General features: G+C 69.4%; 24 protein-coding genes. 13 read left to right on the top strand and 11 right to left on the bottom strand.

Features of this window, described 5'->3' with window-relative positions:
- Window positions 1-63 precede the first annotated feature (63 nt).
- Entirely contained in the window at window positions 64-1020 is a 957-nt protein-coding gene (locus LCY71_RS06390) for a TIGR03557 family F420-dependent LLM class oxidoreductase (RefSeq protein ID WP_225335528.1), read from the top strand.
- 58 nt (window positions 1021-1078) lie between these two features.
- Here LCY71_RS06390 and LCY71_RS06385 read toward each other — a convergent pair whose 3' ends face one another.
- Window positions 1079-1228 carry a hypothetical protein gene (locus LCY71_RS06385; RefSeq protein WP_225335527.1) on the bottom strand — a complete coding sequence of 50 codons (150 nt, stop codon included), beginning with the start codon at window positions 1226-1228 and terminating at the stop codon, window positions 1079-1081.
- A gap of 176 nt (window positions 1229-1404) precedes the next feature.
- Window positions 1405-1887, bottom strand: coding sequence for a universal stress protein (locus LCY71_RS06380; RefSeq protein ID WP_225335526.1), 483 nt, complete (start codon window positions 1885-1887; stop codon window positions 1405-1407).
- 287 nt (window positions 1888-2174) lie between these two features.
- Between LCY71_RS06380 and LCY71_RS06375 the strand changes: the two genes are divergently transcribed.
- A complete protein-coding gene (locus tag LCY71_RS06375; protein WP_225335525.1) occupies window positions 2175-3335 on the top strand; it encodes a CBS domain-containing protein in 1161 nt (386 codons plus the stop codon).
- A gap of 371 nt (window positions 3336-3706) precedes the next feature.
- Window positions 3707-5164, top strand: coding sequence for a glycoside hydrolase family 5 protein (locus LCY71_RS06370; protein WP_225335524.1), 1458 nt, complete (start codon window positions 3707-3709; stop codon window positions 5162-5164).
- A gap of 53 nt (window positions 5165-5217) precedes the next feature.
- On the opposite strand, the gene LCY71_RS06365 is transcribed toward LCY71_RS06370, so the two are convergent.
- On the bottom strand, window positions 5218-6456 hold the full coding sequence (locus LCY71_RS06365) for an MFS transporter (protein WP_225335523.1): 1239 nt from the start codon (window positions 6454-6456) through the stop codon (window positions 5218-5220).
- A gap of 216 nt (window positions 6457-6672) precedes the next feature.
- Between LCY71_RS06365 and LCY71_RS06360 the strand changes: the two genes are divergently transcribed.
- Complete coding sequence (locus tag LCY71_RS06360) at window positions 6673-7515, top strand: sugar phosphate isomerase/epimerase family protein (protein ID WP_225335522.1); 843 nt, start codon at window positions 6673-6675, stop codon at window positions 7513-7515.
- Window positions 7516-7710: 195 nt separating this feature from the next.
- A complete protein-coding gene (locus LCY71_RS06355; protein ID WP_225335521.1) occupies window positions 7711-8568 on the top strand; it encodes an SDR family oxidoreductase in 858 nt (285 codons plus the stop codon).
- Between the two features lie 19 nt (window positions 8569-8587).
- Here the strand turns inward: LCY71_RS06355 and LCY71_RS06350 are convergent, their stop codons facing one another.
- Window positions 8588-10294 (bottom strand): glycoside hydrolase family 13 protein, encoded by a 1707-nt coding sequence (locus tag LCY71_RS06350; RefSeq protein ID WP_225335520.1) that lies wholly within the window; start codon window positions 10292-10294, stop codon window positions 8588-8590.
- Window positions 10295-10546: 252 nt separating this feature from the next.
- On the opposite strand from LCY71_RS06350, the gene LCY71_RS06345 reads away from it, so the two are divergent.
- From LCY71_RS06345 to LCY71_RS06330, 4 genes are all read left to right on the top strand, one after another.
- Window positions 10547-12409 (top strand): ABC transporter substrate-binding protein, encoded by a 1863-nt coding sequence (locus LCY71_RS06345; RefSeq protein ID WP_225335519.1) that lies wholly within the window; start codon window positions 10547-10549, stop codon window positions 12407-12409.
- A gap of 173 nt (window positions 12410-12582) precedes the next feature.
- Window positions 12583-13638: a TrmB family transcriptional regulator sugar-binding domain-containing protein gene (locus LCY71_RS06340; RefSeq protein ID WP_225335885.1), complete on the top strand. Its 1056-nt coding sequence runs from the start codon at window positions 12583-12585 to the stop codon at window positions 13636-13638.
- Window positions 13639-13719: 81 nt separating this feature from the next.
- Window positions 13720-15054, top strand: a complete 1335-nt coding sequence (locus tag LCY71_RS06335) for an erythromycin esterase family protein (RefSeq protein ID WP_225335518.1) — start codon at window positions 13720-13722, stop codon at window positions 15052-15054.
- Window positions 15055-15237: 183 nt separating this feature from the next.
- Entirely contained in the window at window positions 15238-17238 is a 2001-nt protein-coding gene (locus tag LCY71_RS06330; protein WP_225335517.1) for a heme-binding protein, read from the top strand.
- A 334-nt stretch (window positions 17239-17572) separates the two neighbouring features.
- Here the strand turns inward: LCY71_RS06330 and sufU are convergent, their stop codons facing one another.
- The gene (gene sufU / locus LCY71_RS06325) at window positions 17573-18019 is read right to left on the bottom strand and encodes a Fe-S cluster assembly sulfur transfer protein SufU (RefSeq protein WP_225335516.1); all 447 of its coding nucleotides are present in this window, start codon (window positions 18017-18019) and stop codon (window positions 17573-17575) included.
- A gap of 120 nt (window positions 18020-18139) precedes the next feature.
- On the opposite strand from sufU, the gene LCY71_RS06320 reads away from it, so the two are divergent.
- Window positions 18140-19414 (top strand): hypothetical protein, encoded by a 1275-nt coding sequence (locus tag LCY71_RS06320; protein WP_225335515.1) that lies wholly within the window; start codon window positions 18140-18142, stop codon window positions 19412-19414.
- Window positions 19415-19527: 113 nt separating this feature from the next.
- Complete coding sequence (locus tag LCY71_RS06315; protein WP_225335514.1) at window positions 19528-20610, top strand: CNNM domain-containing protein; 1083 nt, start codon at window positions 19528-19530, stop codon at window positions 20608-20610.
- An 85-nt stretch (window positions 20611-20695) separates the two neighbouring features.
- Here the strand turns inward: LCY71_RS06315 and LCY71_RS06310 are convergent, their stop codons facing one another.
- The 4 genes from LCY71_RS06310 to LCY71_RS06295 form a co-directional block, all read right to left on the bottom strand.
- Window positions 20696-20950: a hypothetical protein gene (locus LCY71_RS06310; RefSeq protein ID WP_225335513.1), complete on the bottom strand. Its 255-nt coding sequence runs from the start codon at window positions 20948-20950 to the stop codon at window positions 20696-20698.
- A gap of 70 nt (window positions 20951-21020) precedes the next feature.
- Window positions 21021-21320 carry a DUF4242 domain-containing protein gene (locus LCY71_RS06305; protein ID WP_225335512.1) on the bottom strand — a complete coding sequence of 100 codons (300 nt, stop codon included), beginning with the start codon at window positions 21318-21320 and terminating at the stop codon, window positions 21021-21023.
- Between the two features lie 108 nt (window positions 21321-21428).
- Window positions 21429-22670, bottom strand: a complete 1242-nt coding sequence (locus LCY71_RS06300; protein ID WP_225335511.1) for an aminotransferase class V-fold PLP-dependent enzyme — start codon at window positions 22668-22670, stop codon at window positions 21429-21431.
- A 235-nt stretch (window positions 22671-22905) separates the two neighbouring features.
- On the bottom strand, window positions 22906-23352 hold the full coding sequence (locus LCY71_RS06295) for a hypothetical protein (protein WP_225335510.1): 447 nt from the start codon (window positions 23350-23352) through the stop codon (window positions 22906-22908).
- Between the two features lie 104 nt (window positions 23353-23456).
- Here LCY71_RS06295 and LCY71_RS06290 point away from each other — a divergent pair, with 104 nt between their 5' ends.
- Window positions 23457-23954, top strand: a complete 498-nt coding sequence (locus LCY71_RS06290) for a carbohydrate-binding protein (protein WP_225335509.1) — start codon at window positions 23457-23459, stop codon at window positions 23952-23954.
- 55 nt (window positions 23955-24009) lie between these two features.
- On the opposite strand, the gene LCY71_RS06285 is transcribed toward LCY71_RS06290, so the two are convergent.
- Window positions 24010-24300, bottom strand: a complete 291-nt coding sequence (locus LCY71_RS06285; RefSeq protein WP_225335508.1) for a DUF424 domain-containing protein — start codon at window positions 24298-24300, stop codon at window positions 24010-24012.
- Window positions 24297-25028, bottom strand: coding sequence for a tetratricopeptide repeat protein (locus LCY71_RS06280; protein ID WP_225335507.1), 732 nt, complete (start codon window positions 25026-25028; stop codon window positions 24297-24299). The genes LCY71_RS06285 and LCY71_RS06280 overlap by 4 nt, the downstream gene beginning before the upstream one ends.
- A gap of 166 nt (window positions 25029-25194) precedes the next feature.
- Between LCY71_RS06280 and thpR the strand changes: the two genes are divergently transcribed.
- Entirely contained in the window at window positions 25195-25764 is a 570-nt protein-coding gene (gene thpR, locus LCY71_RS06275; protein ID WP_225335506.1) for an RNA 2',3'-cyclic phosphodiesterase, read from the top strand.
- Window positions 25765-25827: the final 63 nt, after the last annotated feature.

The following is a 25827-nucleotide window of genomic DNA, read 5'->3' as shown; positions in this document are numbered from 1 at the left end:
ATTACCTTGCTGACACGTGAAGCGGAGGGAGTCGGCGGCCGCCAGACCGCCCCGGAGTCATCAATGCCCCAGATCGGATACACTCTCTCCAGCGAGGAGCACAGCCCGAACGACCTGGTCGAGCACGCCGCGCGGGCGGAGGAGGTGGGCTTCGACTTCGTCTCCGCCTCGGACCACTTCCACCCGTGGGTCAGCGCGCAGGGGAACGCGCCGTTCGTCTGGTCGACGCTGGGCGGCGTCGCGGCGGCGACTGACGACGTCGACGTCGGCGTGGGCGTCTCGGCGCCGATCATCCGGATCCACCCGGCGATCTACGCGCAGGCGGCCGCGACGGCGGCGGCGATGTTCGACGGCCGGACGTTCTTCGCCGGCGTCGGCACCGGCGAGAACCTCAACGAGCACGTGCTGGGCGACCACTGGCCCGAGCACGAGGTCCGCCTGGAGATGCTCGAGGAGGCGGTCGAGGTGATCCGAAAGCTCTGGAGCGGGGAGAACGTCTCCCACCACGGGAAACACTACACCGTCGAGAACGCGAAGCTGTTCACGCTCCCCGAGGAGGAGCCGCCCATCTGCGTGTCGGCCTACGGGGCGAAGGCGGCGACGGCCGCGGCCGACTTCGGCGACGGCTTCTGGTCGGTCGGGCCGCAGGACACCGTCGAGACGTGGGAGGACAACGGGGGCGAGGGGCCGCGGCTCTGCCAGCTGTCGGCCTGCGTCGCCGACAGCGAGGACGAGGCGATCTCGACCGTCCACGAGCAGTGGCCCAACACGAGCCTGCCGGGGGAACTCAGCGCCGAGCTACCGTCGCCCGCGCACTTCGAGCAGGCGGTGGAGATGGTCGACGAGGAGGACATCGCCGAGGGGTCGACGATGACCGGCCCGGACGCTCAACAGCACATCGACAGCATCCAGGAGGCCGTCGACGCGGGGTACGACCACGTCTACGTCCACCAGATCGGCGACGATCAGGCGGCGCTGTTCGACCTCTACGAGGAGGAGGTCCTCCCGTCGTTCTCGTAGGGCTCCGGACTCGCCGCTGCCGGGCGTTCGGACGCGCTGACTGTGGCACGAGGACCGTTCAGAGGTCGTACTGCACGATGTCCGACGACCCGCAGGCCGGACAGTCCCGGTCGTCGTCGACGGTCGTCCCGCACCGCCGGCACTCGCGGAACTGCCCCGACCTGAACGGGTAACAGCCAGTGACGGTCCGCCGCAGCGTCTCGATCATGGTCGACCACAGGAGACTGACGAGTATATATGTCTGCCTGCCGGCCCGGAAGTGAAAATCGGGTGACGGCGGCCGGACTGATCGATCGGCGTCAGACGATCGTCAGACGCCGGGTCGCGGCGGTCGGCGGCTCACGTGGAACGCCGGACCGCACCGCGCTCCCGTCGCCGCCCGTCTCAGACCGCGTCCCCGTCCCCCACACCGGGGGCGTCGTCGGGCGCCTGCGTCTCCGTCATCGGGACGGTCACCACCGGCACGTCGGCCGTCCGGACGACCTTCTCGGTCGTGCTGCCGATGAGGTACCGGTCGAGGCCGGTGCGGCCGTGGGTCCCCATCACGATGACGTCGTCGGCCTCGGCGAACCCGACGATAGCGCTGGCGGGCATCCCCTCGACGACGGAGGCGTCGACCGCGAGGCCGGCCTCGGCGGCCCGCTCGCGGACGCGGTCGACGATCTCCTCGCCGGCGCCCTCCAGGGCCTCGACGGTCGCGTCCAGCGGCACCCTGTCATAGGCGTCGGTCGACTGGGCGGCCGAGACGTCGACGACGTACAGGACGTGCAGCGGGGCCTCGAACCTGCGGGCGACCTCGATTGCGTGGGCCGTGGCGACCTCCGCGCCGTCGCTGCCGTCGGTCGGGTAGAGCACGCGGTCGTACACGCGCGAGGGTTCGGTCGCCAGCGGGAAAGAGCTGTTCCCGACCCGACAGTTACGGCCGGGAGCGGACCAGTATCGCCTTCGGACGCGAGGCGGTGGCTGATACGGACTGTCGTCGCCGTCTTCCGGTTCGTCCGCCGAGGACAGGCTGTCGTACCGGTGCTGAGCTATAGTAGAAATCGAACGCACTGACACACTCGAGGGGCACCCCGGGTGCCCCTCGATGTGTAAATAGTTTCAATTTCTACTATACAACAGTCCGTATAGGGCTCGGGCCCCTATACCCGAACATGGCCAGTGTCCGCATCGGATCGCTGTTCGGCATCCCGATCAAGCTCGGCGCGTCGTTCCTGCTCGTGTTGCCGGTGCTGGCCTACCTCATCGGCGCGCAGGTGGGACCGACGGCGGAGCTGCTCAACGGGCTCTTCGACGCGGGTATCGACGCCGCAGCGCTGACCGGCGGGGCTCAACCGTGGCTACTCGGGACGGCCGCCGCCCTCGGCCTGTTCGTCAGCGTCCTGCTACACGAACTGGGCCACTCGCTGGTGGCGCGGCGGTACGGCCTGGCGATCGAGTCGATCACGCTGTGGTTCCTCGGCGGCCTCGCGCAGTTCGCCGAGATGCCCGACGACTGGCGGCACGAACTGGTCATCGCCGTCGCCGGGCCGGCCGTCAGCGTGGCCCTCGGGCTGGCGGGCTACGCGGCCGTCGTCGCGCTGCCGCCCACCGCGCCCGCCGCGCTGTTCGTCTTCGGCTACCTGGCGATTCTGAACGTGGCGCTGGCCGCGTTCAACATGCTGCCGGGGTTCCCGATGGACGGGGGCCGCGTGCTGCGGGCGCTGCTGTCGCGCAACCGCTCGCGGCTGGAGGCGACGCAGATCGCCGCCGCCGTCGGGAAGGGCTTCGCCGTGCTGCTCGGTCTGGCGGGCGTCCTCGCCTTCAACCTCTTCTGGGTCCTGATCGCCTTCTTCATCTTCATCGCCGCCTCCGGCGAGACCCGGCAGGTCCTCGTTGAGGCGGCCTTTGAGGGGCTGACCGTCGGCGAGATCATGACGCCCGCCGCGGAGCTGGACACGGTCGCGCCGGAGACCCCGCTAGACGAGCTGCTGGACCGGATGCTCCGCGAGCGCCACACCGGCTACCCCGTGCTCGCGGGCAGCGAACTGGCGGGCGTCGTCACGCTGGAGGACGTCCAGGAGCGGTCCCCAGGAGCCCGCGACGGGGCCGCAGTCGCGGACGTGATGTCGACGGACCTCGTCACGGTCCCCCGCGACGCCGAGGCGACCGAGGCGCTGTCGGCGCTCCAGCGCGAGGGGGTCGGTCGGGTGCTCGTGACCGACACCGACGGCCGACTCGCCGGCCTCGTCTCCCGGACGGACCTGATGACGGTGCTCGAGATCGCCCGGACCGACGGGACCCGGCCCGGACGATCCGCGTCTGTCGAGCACTGACCGGCCGGAAGCCGATACACCCCTCGATCGTTGCGAGCCACACGTATAAAAAATAATATGTGATCGTCCTCCTGCCGTCGGTCCCGGAAAACGGACTGATACCCGCTTCTTCGGCGGTATCAGTCACTGACCTGAATCGGAACGGGAGATATGTTTCCGAATCGCAACTAGTTATTTAGTACTGGAGTGGATTGTTCTGGTAACCTTCCAGGGACGGACTGGGGATCAAGGGAGGGAGATCGATACCATGGCAGACGACATCGAACGGACTGGCGATACGGATCGGATGCGAACCCGGGAGCGAGCCACTGCGTCTCGGCGGCACTTCATGCGGACGGCCGCCGGCGCGGGCGCGCTCGCGGTGGGACTGGGTGCCGGCGCGGCGGGCAGCGCCGCCGCAGACCACGACGGGGAATCGCCGCCGCGGCCTCGAGCGGGACGGGAACGAGATCGTCGATCCCGACGGCCAGAAGGTGGAACTGCACGGGGTCGCAATCGCGGACCCGAAGCGGATCGACGTGACCGCGCAGGCCCGGGGCGAGAACACGGAGCAGGTGATCGACTTGGCGACCGACGCCGAGCGGGGCTGGCACGCGAACGTGATCCGACTGCCCGTCAAGGCCTTCGACATCGCTGAACACGAGTCGGACGGGAACCCGGAGCCGGTCGCCTTCGACGAGGCCCAGGTCCGGGCCTACCTCGACCCGACGGTCCGGAAGTGCGCCGAGGAGGGCGCGTACGCGCTCGTCAGCTACCACCGCGACACGAACCGGGCGTGGACGGACGAGACGCTGAGCGAGGAGGTCCAGCTGTTCTGGGACGTCGTCGCCGAGCGGTACGCGGACCGCGACCACGTCGTCTTCGAGCCGTTTCACACGCCGCACGGCAACTCTAACTACGGAGTCAGCGGCCAGGCGCTGGTCGACTGGTGGAACGAGTGGCTGGACGCGGCCCAGCCGTGGGTCGACGCCATCCGGAACCACGCTGACAACCTGACGCTGATGGGATCACCGCGGTACTCGCAGGCGACCTTCGGCGCGGTCATCGAGGAGTTCGACGGCGAGAACATCGGGTACACGCTGCAACTCTACCCGGCTCACGGACCGACCACGCCCGAGGACTACGACGACTTCCTCGTCCCGGTCAACTACGACGGCGACGTGTCCTACGACGACCAGACGCCCGCCTACGACGTCGCCCCCGTCGTCCTGACCTCCTGGGGATTCGATCCGGACGCCTCCGTGGCCGTCGGCGGCGCGATCACCATGGAGGGCGCTCGCGAGGCCAACTGGGCGGAGCACGACCCCGACTACGGCAAGCACGTCGCCGAGTGGCTCTCCACCCGGCCCGTCCACTCGACGGCCCGGAACTTCGACCCGATCTGGGCGCCGCGCATGTTCGAGCGCGACTTCGAAGGCGAGGGATTCACCAACCCCTACGACCCCGACCAGGAGGTCCCGGAACTCGTCTCGGAGCGGCCGGCCGAGTGGACCCTGTTGACCGGCGATCAGTACATGGGCGACACGGTCAAGGACTTGCTCGCGCCCGACGGTGCGTCGGCCGACTCACCTTCGGCCGACGGCGATTCGACCGGCGAGGAGTCGGCGGACGAGCCGTCCGGACCCGCGGGCGACCTCGACGGCGACGACCTCGTCGAGGACGTCGACGGCGACGGCGACCACGACATCGACGACATGCGGGCGTTCGCCGACCGGTACGAGTCGGACGAGATCAGGTCGAACGCCAGTCAGCACGACTACAACGGCGACGGCACGGTCGACGAGTACGACATCCTCGAGTTCTACCACGACCTGTTCCGCAGCACGTAGTCCCGCCAGCCGCCGGACGGTCGTCCTGGCCTCTCCCGCGGTCCCCCGGGCGACTACCAGCGCGCGAGTTCCCGCGGGCCGTACCGCTTCGAGACGATGCCGAGGAACGTCGCGACGCCGGTCAGCGCGGTGACGCCCGCGAGGACGAACACCCAGTTCATGCCGGCGGTGTCCATCAGGTACCCGCCCACGAGCGGCGCGATCAGTGCGCCGGGCCGCCAGACCAGCCCGCGGATGCCGAAGCTACTGGTGATGCCGCTGCCCTTCCCCTCGTCGGCGAACAGCGCCATGCTGGCCGGCTCGCGGAGGCTGTCGGCCAGCCCGAGCAGCCCGTTGAGCGCGACGGCGACGAAGAAGGCGGCCGGCATCGTCCCGAGGACGGGGAGCGTCGCGGCGAGCCCCAGCGCCTCGCCCGCGGCGGGCGCTAGCGGGATGGCCAGCGCGACCAGCCCGTAGGCGCCGCCGCCCACCGCCATGAACAGGCCGCGGCCGTAGCGGTCCGAGAGCCGGCCTGCGAACGGCTGGCCGAGCATGTTGGTGAACTTCTCGGTGGCGACGACGACGCCGACGGCGGTGGCGGAAAGCGCCAGCCCGCCCCGCGCCACGGCGACGCCGACGAAGATGGGCATCCAGTTGCGGACCAGCGTCACGGAGACGGCGTACTGCGCCCGGAAGCTCGTGACCGTGAGGATCCGGTCGTTCAGCGCCAGGTCGAAGAAGGCGAAGGAGGTGACCGTCGTGTCGTCGCTGTCGACGAGCCACCAGACGCCGACGAGCGCCAGCGCGAACAGCACCACGAGGACGGCGAAGATGGGGTCGAACCCGTAGTAGTCGTAGAGGACGCCCGCGCCGAGCGTGCCGATGACGCCGGCGGCCATCCGCCAGGAGTTGTACTTCCCGATCTGGTTGGCCCGGTCGTCGGCCGCCGCGAGGTCGCCGACCAGCGCGAGGCTCACCATCCCGGTGCCGACCATGCCCAGACCCTGGAGCGTCCGGGCGACGATGAACCCGAGCGACGAGTCAACGAGGGTAAAGAGGCCGTAGGAGACGCCGCTGAGCAGCAGCGAGAACAGTAGGATAGCGCGCTTGTCGTAGCGGTCGGCCGCCCAGCCCAGCGGGAGGATGGCTACCGTCCGGCCGACCCCCAGGGCCGTGACGAACAGGCCGGCCACGACGCCCGTCGCGCCCAGGGCCTCGATGTACGTCGGCAACAGCGTCAGTAGCGTGATGTAGCCGAGACTCGCGACGAACCGCGTCAGGTAGAGGGGATAGAACTGGAAGCGATCGGCCATACCGCGGCTGACTGGACGTTCAGTCAAAACGCTCCCGTCACCGGACAATTCGGCCGGGACCGACACGGTTTCTGCTCGGTCCCCGCCGCCAGTCCCTCCCGTCGCCAGTCTCTCCAGTCACCAGTCTCCGTTGCCAGTCCATCCCGTCGCCGGTCCGATCACGCGACGGGCTACGAATGGCAAGATGCAACAGGCACCACGCCGTGGTGTGGATCGATGTACACCTCACTCGGTCCCGGCGACATCGGCATCGACCGCCCGTTCCCCGAGGCGGCCGAACTCGCCGCTGACGCGGGCTTCGACGCGATTCAGGTCGACCTCGACTACCTCACCGAGCACGGGCCCGACGAGTACCGCGCGGTGCTCGACGAACACGGCCTGCGGACGGGCAGCGCCGGGCTCCCGGTCGCGGTCACGGCCGACGAGGACGAGTACGAGGACGACGTCGACGCGCTGGAGACCGTCGCGTCCGACCTCGCGGCGATCGGCTGCGACTGCGCGACCCAGTTCATCTGGTCGTTCAGCGACGAGCGCGACTTCGAGGACAACTTCCGGTTCCACCGGGAGCGCCTGGAGCGACCGGCCGGGATCCTGGCTGACCACGGCCTCGAACTCGGCCTGGAGTTCCTCGGGCCGGAGACCCTGCGCGAGGGCCACGAGCACGACTTCGTCCACACCGCCGAGGGGATGCTGGAGCTGTGCGACGCCGTCGACCCCGACACCGTGGGACTCCAGCTCGACAGCTGGCACTGGTACGCCGCCGGCGGATCGATCGACGCGCTCGAGTCGCTGGACCGGGACGACGTCGTCGACGTCCACCTCAACGACGCGCCCGAGGGGATCCCCCGGGAGGAGCAGATCGACACGGAGCGGCGCCTCCCCGCCGAGACCGGCGTGATCGACGTCGAGGCGTTCCTGGGGCACCTCGACCGGATCGGCTACGAGGGCGCGGTGACGGTCGAACCGTTCAGCGACGAGGTCGAGGCGATGGACGACGAGGCGGCGGCGCGGCGGACGAAAGAGTCTCTGGACGAGGCCTTCGAGCGGGCGGGGCTATAGCTGCCGGGCGGGACTCGGGCGTCGCGGTCGGCGACCCCCGGAGAGCGGCTCGATGCTTCGGCCCCGCGAAGCTTCACGCATTTCACGGCTCGCGCCCTACGGGGTGACATGGGTACCACGGAGTTCGGCGCGACAGTGCGGAGCGACTGCCCCGGGCGGCCCGTCCGACCGCTACGGACGGGAGGGCGGTGACCGATGGCCGAGACGGTCCTCGTCACGGCCGCGACGGGCACCGTCGGCCGGCACGTCGTCACGGAACTGGTCGACCGCGGGGCGACGGCGCTGGCCGGGACCCGCGACCCCGACGGCGCCGGCGACGCGCTCTCGGGAGGCGCCCGACCCGTCGCATTCGACTTCGAGCGGCCTGAGACGTGGGGCTCCGCGCTGGAGGGCGTCGACGGACTCTTCCTCGTCCGTCCGCCGGGCGTGGCCCGGGGCCGCCTGACGGACTTCGCGGACGCCGCCGCCCGCGTCGGCGTCGGGCGGGTCGCCTACCTCTCGACGCTGGGCGCGGAGCGGAATCCCCTGATCCCCCACCACCGGATCGAGCGCCACCTCGCGGACGCGGCGGTCGATCACGCGTTCCTGCGGGCCTCCTTCTTCGCGCAGAACCTGCACGAGGTCCACGCCCGGGACGTCGTCGAGCGCGACGAGATATCCGTGCCGGCCGGCGACGGGGCGACCAGCTTCGTCGACGCCCGCGACGTCGGCGCCGTCGGTGCGGCCGTCCTGACGGAGCGGGGCCACCGGAACGTCGCGTACGACCTGACCGGTCCCGAGGCGCTGACCTACGACGAGGTGGCGGCCGCCTTCTCGGACGCGCTCGGGCGTCGGATCACCTACGGCGACCCCTCGATACCCGCCTTCATCCGACGGGAATACGCCAGCGGCCGGCCGCTCGGGTTCGCCCTGCTGATGGTCGGCGTCTACACGACGGCACGACTGGGGCTGGCAGACCGCGTGACAGGCGACGTCGAGCGCCTCCTCAACCGGCCGCCCCGGACGATCCGGGACTACGTGCGCGACTACGCCGACGAGTTCCGGCGCGAGTGAGCGGCCCGGGGACGCCGGATCAGCGCTCCCAGACGCGCGCCTCGTACGGCCGGAGGGTGGCGTCGCCGGGCGACTCGTCCGCCTCGGGGTAGTTGCCGATCACCCGGCCGACGCGGCCGTCGGGGGCGGGCAGCGAGACGGCCTGTTCCTCGCCGGAGAAGTTGCAGGCGACGAGCAGGGCATCGTCTTCGAGGGTCCGCCGGTAGGCGAACACGTCGGGGTGGTCGGGCAACAGCAGTTCGTAGTCGCCGTAGACGAACACGTCCCGCTCCTCGCGGAGGTCGATCAGCTTCCGGTAGTAGTGCCAGACGGAGTCCGGATCGGCGCGGGCCGCCGCGACGTTGACCTCGTCGCGGTTCTCGTTGACGTGGATCCAGGGGTCGCCTTCGGTGAAGCCGGCGTTCTCGCCGTCGGTCCACTGCATGGGCGTCCGGGCATTGTCGCGGCTCCGGGACTCGATCAGCGGGCGGACCTCGTCGTAGCTATCGTACTCGCCGGAGGCCAGCGCCCGGTCGACGAAGTTCGCCGCCTCGACGTCGCGGACGTCTTCGCGCGACTCGAACGTCGCGTTGGTCATCCCGATCTCCTGCCCCTGGAAGACGAAGGGCGTGCCCTGCAGGGTGAACAGGAACGTGGCGAGCATCTTCGCGGACTCGCGGCGGTACTCCCCGTCGTCGCCGAACCGCGAGACGGCGCGCGGCTGGTCGTGGTTGCTGAGGTACAGGCAGTTCCAGCCCTCGTCGGCCAGTTGCTCCTGCCAGTCGGTGACGACGTCCTTGAGTTCGAGCAGGTCGAGGTCGGTGACGTCCCACTTGCCGCCGTCGCCGGTGTCGACGGTCATGTGCTCGAAGTGGATCAGCATCGAGAGGCCGCTCTCGCCGACGTACTCGCGGGCCTCCGCGGCGTCGACGCCGACCATCTCGCCGACGGTCATCACGTCGTAGTTCCCGACGGTGCGGTCGACCATCTCGTCGAGGTACTCCTGGAAGCGGGGACCGCTGACGAAGTGCTCGGCGCCGGTCATCCCGGCGTCGGGGTCGCCGTCGGGCAGCCCCTCGGTCTTTGAGATGAGGTTGATCACGTCCATCCGGAAGCCGTCGATGCCCTTCTCCAGCCACCAGGTCATCATGTCGTAGACTGCCTCGCGGACCTCGGGGTTGCGCCAGTCGAGGTCCGGTTGCTTCCGGTCGAACAGGTGGAGGTAGTACTGGCCGCGCTCCTCGTCGTAGGTCCAGGCGGAGGCCTCGAAGAACGACTCCCAGTTATTCGGGGGCTGGCCGGCGGCCCCGTCTGCGTCAGCACTGTCGCCCGCGTCGCCCTCGCCCGGCGGCGTGCCGTCCGCCCAGTAGTAGTAGTCGTCGTAGGGGTCCTCGCCCTCCCGCGAGCGCCGGAACCACTCGTGCTCGTCGGAGGTGTGGTTGACCACGAGGTCCATGATGAGCCGCATGTCACGGTCGTGCAGTTCGTCCAGTAGCCGCTCCCAGACGTTCATGTCCCCGAACTCGGGGTGGATCGACCGGTAGTCGGCGATGTCGTAGCCGTTGTCGGCCATCGGCGACTCGTAGACCGGGTTGAGCCAGACGACGTCGACGCCCAGCTCGTCGAGGTAGTCGACCTTCTCGACGACGCCGGGGAGGTCCCCGACCCCGTCGCCGTCCGTGTCGTTGAAGCTCCGCGGGTAGACCTGATAGACGACGGCCTCCTTCCACCACGCGCGGTCTGTCATGCCTGATCGTTCGCCGTCCCGGCTATAGAAGGTTCTGTCTGTGTTGAACTCGATTTTCGCGATTCGAACAGCAGTGTCTCAGCCGACTGGTCACGAAACGGATCGCATCTCGGAACAGGGCTCTCGCACCCGGTAAACGGCGTACAACTGAATCGGACGTGAGCGATCTGCTCTCACAGGTCGCGGGTGACGACGCAAATATGGACCAAATTTTTATTATCTATCTCCTCAATCCTCGAACCGTGGTAGACCATGACATATGACCGATACCGAGACCTCCTCAACCGCCGCCAGTTCGTGCGACTCGCGGGCGCGTCGGGTGTGGCCGCCCTCGCCGGCTGTGGCGGAGACGGCGGTGGCGGCGACGACGGTGACGGGTCCGACGGCGGTGACGGGTCCGACGGGTCGGACGGCGGTAACGGATCGGACGGAGACGGCGGCGACGGCGGGAGCCAGCAGGTCCACGACGTCACGCACCTCGGCTGGGCGAATCTGGTCCCGGCGAACGTCCAGTTCAACGAGCAGAACCCCAACAGCTACTCCGCGGTCGCGTTCAACGTCCTCTTCGACGAGTTCGTGAAGTTCAACTACGCGAAAGGGGAGATGACGCCCCACGCCATCCAGGACTGGGAGTTCACCGGCGACACCTTCGAGATGGCGATCCGGGAGGACCTGACCTGGGACAACGGCGACGACGTCACGAGCGAGGACCTCGCGGTCCAGCTCCGGCTCAACCAGCTGACCGGCGGCTCGCTGTGGAACTACGTGTCGAGCATCGACACGCCGGACGACAAGACGGTCGTGCTCAACATCGACGGCGACGTCAACCCGACCATCGTCGAGTACGACGCGCTGACGGACAACTGGGTCCAGCAGAAGGCCGACATCTTCGGCGAGTACCTGGAGGTCATGGAGAACGAGGGCAACGACGAGGCCGCTCGACAGCTTCAGGAGTTCGCCTACCAGGACGTCGTCGCCTCGGGACCGTTCTCGCTGGAGCGGGCCGGCCAGCAGCAGCTGCTCACTACCCGCCGCGACGACCACCCCGACTCGGGGAACATCAACTTCAGCGAGTTCGCGTTCCGGTACATCGATGGCAACCAGCAGACCCACCAGGCGCTGATCAACATGGAGATCGACTCCGTGCACACGCTGTTCGCCTCCCCCGAGGTGGTCGATCAGATGCCCGACAGCGTCCAGATGGAGACCATCCCCGGGAAGTGGGGGTACGGGCTCGTCCCCAACCACGACCACGAGCACGCCGGCGACCGCGCGGTGCGACAGGCTATCCAGTACGTGATCAACCGCGAACAGGTCGTAAACAACGTCGGGAACACGCTGAAGACGGTTCCGCCGCTGCCGGTGGCCATTCCCTCCGCCGACCAGGAGCGGTGGCTCGGCGACGCCATGAGCGACTTCAACGCGTACGGCGTCGACGAGTCGATGACCGACGAGGCGACGGCCGTCCTCGAGGAGGCCGGCTACTCGAAGAACAACGGTACCTGGCAGGATCCGGACGGCAACGCGGTCAAGCTCCCCGTCAGCGCCCCACAGGGCTGGAGCGACTGGGTGACGGCGACGGAGACCATCGTCGACCAGCTCGCCTCGTTCGGCTTCGACGCCACGGTCGACGCGCGGAGCTTCGACTCGCTGGCCAGCACGGCCTGGCCCAACGGCGACTTCGTGCTGACGGCCGGCGCCTGGATCCCCGGCGGCGCCCAGGCGGCGTTCCCCTACTTCTCGCTGCAGCAGCAGCTGCTCCAGCACAACACGGTGCCGTTCAACTACCCGTCGCTGGTAGAGGCACAGGGCGGGTCCGAGGGTGACGTGACCGTGCCGGACATGGACGGCAACGAGATGACCGTCAACCCCAGCGACCGCCTGGAGGAGCTCTCCCAGACCACCGACGACGAGCTCACCCAGGAGATCATCACGGAACTCGCCTGGGTGACCAACGTCGACCTGCCGATCATCACCGTGATGGAGAAGCAGGATCAGACGTTCCTGACGAACGACGAGTGGGACGTCCCCGAGCAGGGCTCCGAAGCCTACCAGGTCCACTGGGCGCCCTACTGGCTCACCAAGCAGGGCGACCTGAGCTACGCCGGCGAGTAGGCGCACGACCGGAGCTGTCTGCCACGACGGCCCCGAGGTCTCGCGGCCGGCGTCGACCGCCGCGCCGTTTCCCCGGTGTCCCCGCCGCGGTTCGAACCGGGCCCGGCGGCATCGCGACCGCGGGCCGATCCGAGACGTACCATTAATTGCTAACGACCGATCGGTACAAGATGATGGACGACGCGACGCTCGTAGAGCGACTCGAACGACTGGGGTTCTCCGAGAAGGCGGTGGAGACCTACCTGTCGATCCTCGAGCGGGGGTCGGGGACGGCGGCGGAGGTCGCCGACGCGACGGGGGTATCGAAGCGGTACGTCTACAGCATCAGCGAGCGCCTGGAGGAGCGCGGCTTTGTCGACGTCGCCGACCACGCGGTCCCGACGGAGATCCGCGCCCGCCCGCCCGAAGAGGCCATCGACGCGCTGACCGGGGACCTCTCGGCCATCGAGTCGGCGCTGGACGACCGGTTCGCCCGGGTCGACCCCGACGTCAGGGAGTTCGACGTCGTCAAGTCGCGGCCGACGATGCTCGATCGCATCTCGGCGTTCGTCGCCCGCGCGGAGACGGAGATCACGCTCTCGATCCCCCACGCCCACCTGGAGGAGCTGGCTCCCGACCTCCGGGCCGCCGTCGACCGCGGGGTCGTCTCCCGAGTGCTCGTGGTCGACGCGCCGACCGACGAGTCGCCTGACGTCGACGGCATCGCGACGGTCGCGCGGGCCTGGGAGTACCCGACGCCCCTGCTGCTGACCGTCGACGCCACTTACGGCGTGGTCGCGCCGGTCGAGATGGTCACCCGGACGAAGTCCGACCAGGAGGCCATCGCCTTCGGCCAGGAGCAGATCGTGCCGGTGCTGGTCGGCTCGTTCATGGGGAACTACTGGCCGATGGGGGCCGAGACGTACGTCGCCGATCCCCGACCGCTGCCGGCCGTCTACGACAACTTCCGTCACGCCGTCCTCGACGCCACGCTGCGCCTGCGCGAGGGCGAGTCCCTCGCCGTCGAGGCCACGGCCCGGCCGGTCGACGGCGACGAGTGGGACACGCTCTCGGGAACGGTCGTCGACACCAGGCAGGGCCTCGTCGAACCGGCGACCAACGACTTCCCCGTCGAGCACTCGCTGCTCGTCGACCGCGGCGACGAGGTCGTCAGCGTCGGCGGGAACGCCGCCTTCCTCGAGAACTACGAGACCCGGAGGGTCGCCCTCGACCGGAGCGACGCGGACTGATTCGCCCCTCCCGCCCACCCGCCTCCCGACTTGCCATAGCTTGCCGCGCCCTCTTGTCGGGCAGCGGGCTACCGTCGACCGATGAGTTCGCTCCAGCGCGGCAACCGACGCGAGGAGGGGCTGGACGAGGCCGTCGACGCGGTCCGGCGGAACGCACGGGGCCTGGCGGAGCCGGCCGACCTCGACCCGATCGTCGAGGCCGCGGCGGACCGGTCGTACGTCCTGATCGGCGAGGCCTCTCACGGCACGAGCGAGTTCTACCGCTGGCGGGCGCGGCTGACCGCGCGGCTGATCCGCGAGACCGACGTCGCGTTCGTCGGCGTCGAGGGCGACTGGACCGACTGCTTCGCCGTCAACCGCCACGTCCGGGGGTACGACGACGCGCCCGACGAGACGCGGGAGGTCCTACACGAGTTCGACCGCTGGCCGACCTGGATGTGGGCCAACTGGGAGGTCGCCGAGTTCGTCGAGTGGCTCCGCGAGCACAACGATGGCCGGGACCTCGGCGACCAGACCGGATTCTACGGGATCGACGTCTACAACCTGTTCGAGTCGATGGACGCCGTCGTCGACTACCTCGAGGGCGTCGACCTCGAGGGCGCCGAGCGCGCCCGGGACGCCTACCACTGCTTCGAGCCCTACGGCGAGGACGCCCGCGAGTACGCCCGGGAGACGCGACTGGTCCCCGAGAACTGCGAGGCCGAGGTGCTCGACGTGCTGACGGACGTCCGGGAGCGGGCCCGGAGCTACGACGCCGACGGCCCCGAGGCGGAGTTCGACGCCGAGCAGAACGCGCTGGTCGCGAAGAACGCCGAGGCGTACTACCGTGCGATGGTCTCGGCCGACGAGGAGTCCTGGAACGTCCGCGACGAGCACATGATGGAGACGGTCGACCGCCTGCTGGACCGGCCCGAGATCGACGGCACGGCCGTCGTCTGGGCGCACAACACCCACGTCGGCGACGCGCGGGCGACGGACATGGTCGATCGCGGGCGGCTCAACGTCGGCCAGCTGGCCCGCGAGCGCCACGGGGCGGACGACGTCCTCCTCGTGGGCTTCGGCACCCACCACGGCTCCGTCGTCGCCGGCGACGCCTGGGACGCGCCGATGGAGGAGATGACGGTCCCGCGCGCGCAGGACACCAGCTACGAGGACGTCTTCGACCGCGCCGGCGTCGGCGACTCCTACCTGCTGTTCGACGACGTCGACGACCCCGAACCGCTGGCCCGCGAGCGCGGCCACCGCGCCATCGGCGTCGTGTACCACCCCAAGCGCGAGCTGGGCAACTACGTCCCGACGGACCTGCCGGAGCGCTACGACGCCTACCTCCACGTCCAGGAGTCCTCGGCGCTGCACCCGATGCACATGGAGCCCTACCGGACGGAGGCGCCCGACACCTTCCCCTGGGGCGTCTGAGGGGCACCCCGTCGATCGCTACGCGGTCTCCGTGATCCGGCCGCTGTAGCGCGGATAGTAGAAATTGAAACTATTCACACATCGAGGGGCACCCCGGGTACCCCTCGAGTGTGTCACTGCGCTCGATTGCTACTATAGCCCGGAAAGGCAACTTTCCTAACGCGGCGTCCGCAAGGGTAACGCATGCAACGAGAGCCGCCGCAGACGGAGGAAGGCTGGTACGTCCTCCACGACCTGCGGTCCGTCGACTGGGACGCCTGGCGGGCGGCCCCGGACCGCGAGCGCGAACGCGCCCTCGCAGAGGGCGTCGAGTACCTGCGGTCCCACGAGGCCGTCGAGGACGCGGACGAGGGCCAGTCGGCCGTCTACACCGTCCTCGGGGCCGACGCCGACCTCATGGTCCTGCACCTCCGGCCGACGATGGCCGACCTGGACGCCGCCGAGCGGCGCTTCGAGCGGACCGAGTTCGCCCGCTTCACGGAACGGACGGAGTCCTACGTCTCCGTCACGGAGGCGTCGGGCTACACCGAGAAGTCCCGGGAGTACTTCGAGGGCGACCTCGACGAGGACTCCGGGCTGGCCCAGTACATCCAGGCCCGGCTCCACCCGGACGTGCCGGACGAGGAGTTCGTCTGCTTCTACCCGATGGACAAGCGCCGCCAGCCCGACCAGAACTGGTACGACCTGCCCTTCGAGGAGCGGGCCGAGCACATCAAGCGCCACGGCGAGATCGGCCGCGAGTACGGCGGCAAGGTCAAGCAGATGATCGCCGGCTCGACCGGGCTGGACGACTGGGAGTGGGGCATCACGCTGTGGGCCGACGACGTGACCGACATCAAGGATCTGCTGACGCGGATGCGGTTCGACCCCTCCTCCTCGAAGTACGCCGAGTTCGGCCCCTTCTACGTGGGCCGGCGCTTCCCGCCCGAGGACCTGCCGGCCGTGCTGGCCGGTGATCGCGTGCCCACCGGTGAGGGCGAGGAGCGGTCGTCCCCGGCCGCGGCGTCCACCGCCGGCGCGACCGCCGCGGACGGCCACGCCGCCGACGCCGGCCACGCGGGCGGCGCCCACCCCGGCTCCGCCGCCGAGGGCGACCACCCCCACGGCGGCGAGGCCGCCGGCGACGACGGCGGAGCCGCCGACGAGGGCAGCGACGAAGCGGACGACGACGGCGACGATTCGGCGTCCTCCGGCGGCCGTCCGCCGGTCGGCGGCGGCGACTTCCGGGACGTCGACGACGCCACCGAGCGCCTCGCGACGCTGGGCGTCCGCCCCGGCGCCGACTACGACCCCGGCGACTACGGGCTGGTCTTCTACTCCGACGCCGACGCCGAGGAGCTGGCCGACGAGATCTCTGGCCTGCGCGAGAACTTCGACCACTACGACCGCCACGTGCTGACCGGCGTCCGCGCCAGCGACGGCCGGGCCGCTGCCGTCAGCGTCTGGACCGCGAAGGAGGCCGCCGAGACGGCCGCGGGCTTCCTCGGCGACCTGCCCGGTGTCGACGAGCGCTACGGCGGGCCGCTGGCCGCGGACGACGCGGGCGGGGACGCGGCCGCGCCAGACGGCAGTGACGCCGCCGGGACCGGCGACCGCGACGCCGACGCTATCCGCGAGCAGCTCGCCGAGGAGGACGTCTACGCCGGCCAGCCCCACGGCGAGGACGTGTACGCGCTGGCGCTGTACTCCGAGGCCGACCCGGACGACCTGTTCGAGGAGGTGACCGACCTCCGGGGGAACTTCGACCACTACGACACCCACGTCAAGACTGCCGTCTACGGGGCCGTCGACGGCGACCGGACCGCCGTGGTCAGCCTCTGGGAGACGCAGGACGCCGCGGACACCGCCGCCGGGTTCCTGACCGACCTCCCCGAGGTCGTCGGCCGCCCCGACGCCGGTGACGGCTTCGGCACTATGGGCATGTTCTACGCCGTCGAGCCCGACTACCGCGAGGAGTTCGTCGACACCTTCCGCGAGGTCGGCGGCATGCTCACCGAGATGGACGGCCACCGCGAGACCACGCTGCTGGCCAACCGCGAGGACGAGACCGACATGTTCATCGCCAGCCAGTGGGACTCGAAGGAGGACGCCATGGCGTTCTTCCGCAGCGACGAGTTCCGCGAGACCGTCGAGTGGGGCCGCGAGGTGCTGGCCGACCAGCCGCGGCACGTGTTCCTGGCATAGAGTCCGGACACGAGCGAAGCGAGTGTCCGCTTTTTCGCCCACGTTTTTGCCCGAGTGGTGCGCGACGCCAGGAGCGCACCCGACGGGAAAAAAGGTGGTGTCGGGGCTGCGAGGTGCTGGCCGACCAGCCGCGGCACGTGTTCCTGGCCTATCACCTTTTTACTGCGGGGGGTTCCTCGCTCGCTGCGCTCGCTGCGGGAACCCCCCTTGCAAAAACGTGCGCGAAAAACACCCGCAAGCGCGCCTCCGGCGCGCTTGCGGTGAAACCGCTCGCTCACTTCGTTCGCTCGCGGTATGCTTGGAACCGCAGAGACAGCACCGCAGAAGACAGCCGCTACGCTTCGTCGGGCGTCTCTTCGTCGTCCTCTGTCGATGTCTTGTCGAGGTCCTTCTCGCCGAAGTAGATCTCCGCGCCGTCCTGTGCCACTTTCTCGGCCAGTACCGCGCACTTGATCCGCATGGGGGAGATGTCGACGCCGAGCATGTCGACGACGTCGTCCCGGTCCAGCTCCTCGAGCTCGTCGACGCTCATGCCGTGGAGCTTCTTGGAGAGCATGGAGGCGGAGGCCTGCGAGATGGCGCAGCCGTCGCCGCGGAAGGCCACCCGCTCGATGGTCTCCTCGTCGTCGTCGAGGCGGACGTCCATCTCGATCTCGTCGCCGCACATGGGGTTCTCCCCGATGTGCGTGAAGGTGGGGTCCTCCAGCTCCCCGGAGTTGCGCGGGTTCTTGTAGTGGTCGAGAATCTGCTGTCGGTACATGTCGGAGCCGCCGATGCCCATCGTAGACCGAAATAGGCGAGTGCGGGGCAAAAGGGTTCCGGGGCAGCTCGTGGGCCTTGGTTTCGACCTCATCGAAGCTTATAATTGAGTCAGTGTGCCAATTGATACCGGGGGCTGGTCATGCTAAACAGAGTCGACATCGCAAACGCGTTCGGTTCCGGGTCGACGGCGGCGGAGGTCGACGCCGACCGGCTGGCACCGCTGCTCGCGGAGGGTGAGGCCGTCCAGGCCGCGGCGGCCAGCGCCGAGGGGATCGAGCACGCTACCGACGATCGCACGACGACTATCGAACCCGAGGACGGCAGCCACGCCTACGCCGTGGCCACGAACCGGCGTATCCACTTCCTGCTGGGCGGCGAGCCCGAGTCGCCGGAGATCACCTACCGGCTGGCGGCGGTCACCGGCGCCGAGCTGCGCGACGGGCTGCTCAGCTCGACGCTGCACGTCAGGACGGCCGACGAGTCAGTCCGGTTCTCGCCGGTCGACGCCGACCGGGCCGAGGCGCTGGCGTCGTACGTCTCTCGCGTCGGGTCCGCGTGGGCCGACCTCGAGGGGACGCTGGCCGGCGCTCGCGAGGCCATGGCCGAGGCCCGCGAGACGATCCGGGCGGGCGAGGACCCGACCGGCGACGTCCAGCGCGCTCAGATGCGCCTCTCGAAGGCCCACCACTGCGCGACCCACGACGACGCGGCGCCCACCGAGCTGATGGAGGCAGCCATCGAGCCCATCGAGGACGAACTGGAGAACCTGCAGGTGGTCACCTGGACCGACCGCGTGGCCGAGCTGCTCGAGGACGCCCGCAAGGCGAGGGCGAGCGGTGACTACGACGCGGCGTTCGAGGTCGCAGTCGAGGCCGCCGACCGGATCGACGCCGCGCGCGAGGCGCTCGGTGACAGCGAGGCGGACGCCTCCGCGGACAGCGACCTCGCCGGGACGATCGAGGACCTGTCGGCCGACCTGGAGGCGGTCGCGGCCGACCTGTTCGACGAGGCGGAGGACGCCTGCCACGTCGGGCTCGACACCGACGACCCGGCCGAGGCCGTCGCGGCCTGGGAGGACGCGCTGGACCGGTACCGGGCCGCGCTGGCCGCCGACTGGGCCGGTGCGGTCGGTCCCGACCCCGAGGCGCTGCGCTTCCAGCTGGCCTGGGTCGTCGGCAACCTCATCGACGCGCTGGTCGCGGCCGCCGAGGAGTGCGAGCGCGCCGGCGACGACCTCGGCGAGGACCACGACGACAGCGCCGACCGCTACGAGGCCGCCCGGGACTGGCTCCGGCGGGCCCACCGGCTCGCCCGGGAGCATCCCCACTCCAGCGGCGCCGCCCTCGAGGAGCCCCTCGACCGCGTTCAGGAGAAGTTCGAACTGGCACAGTGGCAGTGGGGCACGGCCGACTAACGTAGAAATTGGACGCAGTGACTCTGTGTAGACAGTTTCAGTTGCTGCTATAGCGCCGAGCCGAGCGACAGGTTCCGCCGCTCATTTGACGGTCCGCCGACAACCCCCGTACGATGAACACACTCGAGGTGGCGGTACGGATCGCAGCGGGCGTGGGGCTCATCCTGGCGAACGCCTTCTTCGTCGCCATCGAGTTCGCGCTGACTCGCGCCAGACAGTACACCGAGGCGGAGTTCGTCGGCGACGCCGACGGGGCGCTGGAGCGCGCCTGGGAGATGACCCAGGACCTGGAGATATACCTCACCACCTGCCAGGTCGGGATCACGGCCTCCAGCATCGCGGTCGGTATCGTGGCCGAACCGGCGCTGGCAGCCATTTTCGAGCCGCTGTTCGCGAACACGGTGCTGGCCTCGATCGGCTCCGGCGGCATCCTGGCCTTCCTGCTGATCAACCTCGTCCACCTGACCCACGGCGAGCAGACGCCGACGTACCTCGGCGTCGAGCGCTCCCGGACGGTGTGCCGGTACGGTGCGACGCCGCTGTACTGGTTTCACTGGCTGATCTCGCCGGTCATCACGCTGGGCGACGCCGTCGCCAAGTGGACGCTGCGGCTGATGGGCGTCGAGATGACCGGCGCGTGGCTGGAGACCGAGGAGGACGTCATCGAGTCCCGCGCCGATCTCCGGAACCGGGTCGGGTCGGTCCTCGAGGAGGGCGACGTCTCCGAGGAGCGCCGCGAGGAGGTGCTGAACGCGCTGGCCGTCGGCGAACAGCCCGTCCGCGAGGTGATGCTCCCGTCGGAGGAGATCGTCGCACTCTCGACGGCGGTCGACCCCGAGGAGAACTTCCGGCGGATGGCCGAGAACCCCCACACGCGCTACCCGCTGATCGGCGAGGAGCTGACCGAGTTCGAGGGCATCGTTTACACGCCGGTTCTGGGCGGCCAGCGGGAGGCGCTGACCGAAGGCGACGTCGACTTCGCGGCGCTGGCCGCGCCGCCGATGACCCTCTCGCCCGACGTCGACGTCAGCGACGCCGTCGACCAGTTCCAGGCTGAGAACCAGGAGCTCGCGCTCGTCATCGAGGACGGCGAGGTCGTCGGCATGGTCACCGTGACGGACATGCTGGAGGCCATCATGGGCGACCTCGACGATCCGATCGACCAGGGCGACGTCGCGCCCACGGGCGAGTACTGACGGCACTCCCGACGGGCTCCCCGTTCTACGTGCCTGGCCGTTGCTCGACCACTAGTCGTCCCGATCGCCAGTTGCCGGACGAGGTTCAGGTGCGTGATGCGAAGGTGCGTGCCGGTCCGAACAGCAGCAGTCCCACGCCGACGAAGATCAGCGGCAGCAGGACCGCCTCGACGGGGCTGGCGACGCCGTCAAGGTTGGCCGGCAGGCTGCCGGCGGCGGTCAGCGGGAAGGCGGCCAGGATCGTCCCGAACCCCGCCTTCAGGATCCAGGTGAACCGTCCGACCTGCTGTCTCCGGTCCTCGATATCACCCTGTCCTGAGCGCGTCGTCGACCGCCACATCGTTACTGACAGTCCTCAGACACTCACGTACCGGGCACGGACGGCTCGTGGTGGGCTGGCGCTCGCCGCGTCACTCGCCGTCCAGCGGCTCGCCGCGGCGGTCGATGCGAGTGGCGGGGAGGCCGGCCCGGTCGGCGTGTTCCCGGATCGCGTCCTCGTCCTCGGCGCGGTAGTGGCAGAACGTCCCCGTCACCCGTCCGTCCTCGTCGGTGAGTACCTCCGACTCGACCCACTCGATGTCGACCCCGTCATCGCGGAGTGCTTTCAGGGCCTCCCCCGACTCCTCGCCCGCCGCTCGTAGTTCCTCCTCGGTGATCGGGTCATCCAGCGACCGGAGGATCAGGAAGTCCTCTGTGCTTTGCTCTGACATACTTGCTCCGGCCAGTGGGGTTTGATACATAATCACATAAATGCGACGGAGACGGCCGCAACTGGCCCGGAATCGGTACGGAAACGCAGGAACGGACTTCGCTCGCGGTCAGGCGAACAGCTGGCGGGCCTCGTCGAGGGCGGCGACGAGCCTGTCGACCTCTTCCTCCGTGTTGTAGATGTAGAACGAGGCGCGGGTGGAGGCGGGAACGCCGAGCTTGTCGTGCAGCGGCTGGGTGCAGTGGTCGCCGGCGCGGACGGCGACGGCGTAGTCGTTGAGGATCTCGGAGGCGTCGTGGGCGTGGACGGTATCGAGGTTAAAGGAGACCAGCGCGGCCCGGTCGTCGGCCGGCGGGCCGAGGATGGTGACGTCGTCGAACTCCGAGAGGCGGTCGTGGGCGTACTCGGCCAGGCGCTCGCCGTGGCGCTGGACCCGCTCCATGCCGATGTCGTCGAGGTAGTCGCAGGCCTCCGCCAGCGCGATGCCCTGGGCGATGGGCGGCGTGCCGGCCTCGAACTTCCACGGCAGCTCGTGCCAGGTCGACTCCTCGAAGGTGACCTTCTCGATCATCATGCCGCCGTAGAGGTACGGCTGCATCTCCGCCAGCAGGTGCTCTTTCCCGTAGAGGACGCCGATGCCGGTCGGGCCGCACATCTTGTGCCCGGAGAAGGCGAAGAAGTCGGCGTCCATCGCCTGGACGTCGACGGGCATGTGCGGCACCGACTGGGCGCCGTCGACGAAGTACAGCGCCCCGTGGCCGTGGGCGATCTCGCCGATCTCCTCGACGGGCGCGATCGTCCCGAGCGTGTTCGAGACGTGGGGGACGCCCACCAGTTCGGTGTCGTCGGTGACGAGCTCCCGGAGGTGGTCCACGTCGAGGTAGCCGTCATCGTCGACGCGGGCGAACTTCACCTCCGCGCCGGTCTTCCTCGCGATCTGCTGCCAGGTGACAAGCGTGGCGTGGTGGTCCATCTCCGTCAGGACGACCTCGTCGCCGGGGCCCAGTTCGGCCAGCCCCCAGGCGTAGGCGACGGTGTTGATCGCCTCCGTGGTGTTCTTGGTGAACACGACCTCCTCGCGGCCCTCCGCACCAACGAACTCGGCGACGCGGTCGTGGGCCTCCTCGTAGGCGATGGAGGCCTCCTGGCTGAGGTGATGGAGCCCGCGGTGGACGTTCGCGTTCGTCTGCCGGTAGTAGTGAGCGATGGCGTCGACGACCTGGTCCGGCGTCTGGCTCGTCGCCGCGTTGTCGAGGTAGGCCACCTGCTCGCCCCGGAACTCCCGCTGGAGGATCGGGAAGTCCTCGCGGATGCGCTCCACGTCTAGCCCGTCCCGTTCGCTCTGTCCCATTACGTATGGGGAGGGGCTCGACGGGGAACATTATTTCGGTTCGCCAAAACATCCTGGCGATATCGATAATGAAAAACTAGCACAATGCTTATGCGAGGGTAGCGGCATCTCCCGGTGGGGTGCCGGGAGTTATCAGGGAAACCCGACCGACGGCGACCCCCTCACGGGCACAACACCTGCTGCGCTCCCGGCGGCACCGCGGATCTGGTGCGGTCCGGCGGTGCCGGGTGGGGGATCAGTCTCTCCGTTCGCGAGCGTACGCCACGTGTCGCTCTCGATAGACGTCGAGCCGAGCGACGTCCCAGAGCAGGTCCGAGAGGAGGTGTGCGTACAGGACTACCGCGATCAGGACTCCCAGGCCGGCGTCGACCAGCCAGGTGCCACCGACCAGCGGTCCCGCCAGCGCCACGTGGCTACAGAGCCGCTGGATCGGCCAGATTTCGCCGGGCTCGAAGAGGGCATCCTGATCGACGAAGACGGCCCGCGGGTTCGCCAGCGCCCGTCGCACGGCCGCCCACTCGCCGGTGGTCAGCCGCGCCACGAGGAAGTGATCGACGTCGATGCCGACGCCCACGACGGCGGCGATGCCGATCGCTACCCACCAGGGCACTGGGAGGTCGAGTAGACGGGTCGCCACGGCGCCGACGGCGATCGAGAGCAACAGATGATCCCGCGAGTACATGCCGGGGCGTCGGAGGCGACGGCCGAAATATCCTCCGGCCGCGACCGTAGCATTACCCACTAGACCGAAAAAGTATTGTCGATTACTGATGAGAAAAACCCACGATGGTGGGTTCGACCGGTCGGGAGGGCGGGGGGAGCGTCAGCGAGACCGGCCCGTCGGAGCCGTCGGACGACCGGACCGAGCGGGGCGGCGGCGACGAGCGCCCCGGTCGGGAGCGCCACGGGGTCCCCGGGCGGGTCCCCGGCGGGAGCTATCACGAGTACCGCTACGTCCGCGAGAACGAAGACGGCCCCATCGCCGAAGAGGGCGGGGTCGGCTGGCTCGCCAGCGACGAGTGGCTCGCCTACGACGTCGAGGTCGAGCGCGCCGGCGAGTACGAGGTCAGCGCCCGGGTCGCCGCGGAGGCCGACTACGGCGGCGGCACGTTCGGCGTCGTGGTCGACCGGACGCCGCTGAAGGCCGTCACGTTCGACGCCACCGGCGGGTGGTACGACTGGGAGACCGCCGGGACGACCGTCGAACTCCCCGCCGGCCTGCACACGCTGCGGCTGGTGGTCCTCACCGGCGGCTGGAACCTGAGCTCGCTGCGAATCGAGTAGCTCCCACGTCGGGTGGCCGTCGCCGGAGTGGCGGTCGACGTCGCGGGAGCGGCGCTCACATCCAGAGCAGTTGCGCGTGGCGGGTCCCGCCGAGGTCGAGGACGTTCTCCTCGTCGACGAATCCGTGTTCGATGGCCAGGGCGACGCTCTCCTCGCCGACGAGGTTGGCCGTCGTGCACTTCGCGAGGCTCTCGACGACCGCCTGCTCGTCGGCCTCCTCGCCGCCGTAGAACTCCTCGTCGACGGTCAGCGAGACCGCGCCGCTCTCGAAGGTCTCGCCCATCACGTCGGGGTCGCAGACGGAGACGAGCAGCCCCTCCTCGGTCTCGCGCTCGTTGAGTATCATTCCAGCAGCTGCTCTTCGGCCTCCTCGCGCAGCTCCTCGGCCTCCTCGGCGACTTCCTCGGCGCGGTCGTACTCGCCCATCTCCTCCAGCGCGCGGGCCTTCTCCTCCAGGATGTCCGCGTTCCGGAAGCCCAGGCGGATGGCGTTGTCGAAGGCGTTGACGGCGTCTTCGGCCAGGCCGCGCTCCAGCAGGAAGAATCCGCGGTTGTACCAGCCCTCGGCGAAGCGGGGGTCGATCTCGACGGCCCGCTCGGCGTGCTCCAGGGCCTGTTCGGTGCGGCCGGACTCCCAGAGGGCGTAGGCGAGGTTCGTCTCGGCCGTGGCGGCGTGGTCGGACTCCTCGGCGACGTTCAGCGCCTCCCTGTACGCGCCGACGGCGGCGTCCCACTCCTCCATCTCGGCGTGGGCCGCGCCCTTGTTAGTCCAGGCCTCCTGTTCGAGCCGGTCGTCCTCCGCGAAGCGGGCGGCCCGCTCGAAGGTGTCCGCGGCCTGCTCGTGGCGGTTGATGTGCACGTAGGAGACGCCGACGTCGATCAGTTGCTCGGCGTCGACCTCCTCGGTGGCGACGCTGTCCTCGTCGAGCATGTCCGTGAGGACCCGCGAGTCGACGGGATCGACCTTGTCCGTGTCCACGGACAGTTCGGGCGTCTCGAGGTCGAACCCCTCGTAGGGGTCGTCGAACCCCTGCCCCGAGGAGAACTCGTGGTCGTCGCGCTCTCGGTCAGTCATGAACGCCCCTTGTTGGGGCAGCCGAATAAGGGCTACGTCACGCTCACGGCCGCTCGGATCCGTGTTCGTCGCCGCCTGCCGGGTCGTCGATGAATGTTTCCCCGGCGGTCCGGAAAAAAGCCGGCCGGTGTCGAACACTCAAGACGCTAGCGCCCGGACCGCCGCTATGGGCAAGCGACTGTTCGTCAGCGTCGACCTCGACGGCCTCGCCGAGGAGGTCGCCGCGGTGCAGGACATGCTGACCGACGCGTCGGGGCTGAACTTCACGGACCCGGAGCAGGCCCACGTGACGATGAAGTTCCTCGGGGACACCGACCCGGACCGCGCCGACGACCTCGCGACGGAACTGGCGTCGGCGGTCGATGACGCCGGCGTCGACCCCTTCGAGGCCCGCTTCGCCGGGCTGGGCGTGTTCCCGAGCCTGGACTACATCAGCGTGGTGTGGCTCGGCGTCGAGGACGGGAGCGAGCAGCTGACCCGCCTCCACGAGGCCATCGAGGACCGCACCACGGCGATGGGCTTCGATCCGGAGGACCACGACTTCACGCCGCACGCCACCCTCGCCCGGATGGAGCACGCCGGCGGCAAGGAGCTGGTTCAGGAGGTCGTCGAGGAGCGCCACCCCGAGGTCGGGACGCTGTGGGTCGACGAGATCCGGCTGACCGAGAGCGTGCTGCGGAGCGAGGGACCCGAGTACACGGCGCTGGAGCGGATTCCGCTCGACGGCGAGAACTGACTGCGCGCTACGCCGGCGGCCGGGAGATAATGAAATTCGCGTATCACTTCTGCCCAGCTGACG

This window comes from Halomicrobium urmianum (assembly GCF_020217425.1).
Classification (GTDB): Archaea; Halobacteriota; Halobacteria; order Halobacteriales; family Haloarculaceae; genus Halomicrobium; species Halomicrobium urmianum.
Note: the sequence above shows the minus strand (reverse complement) of the source record. Positions and strands in the feature narration are given on the sequence as shown.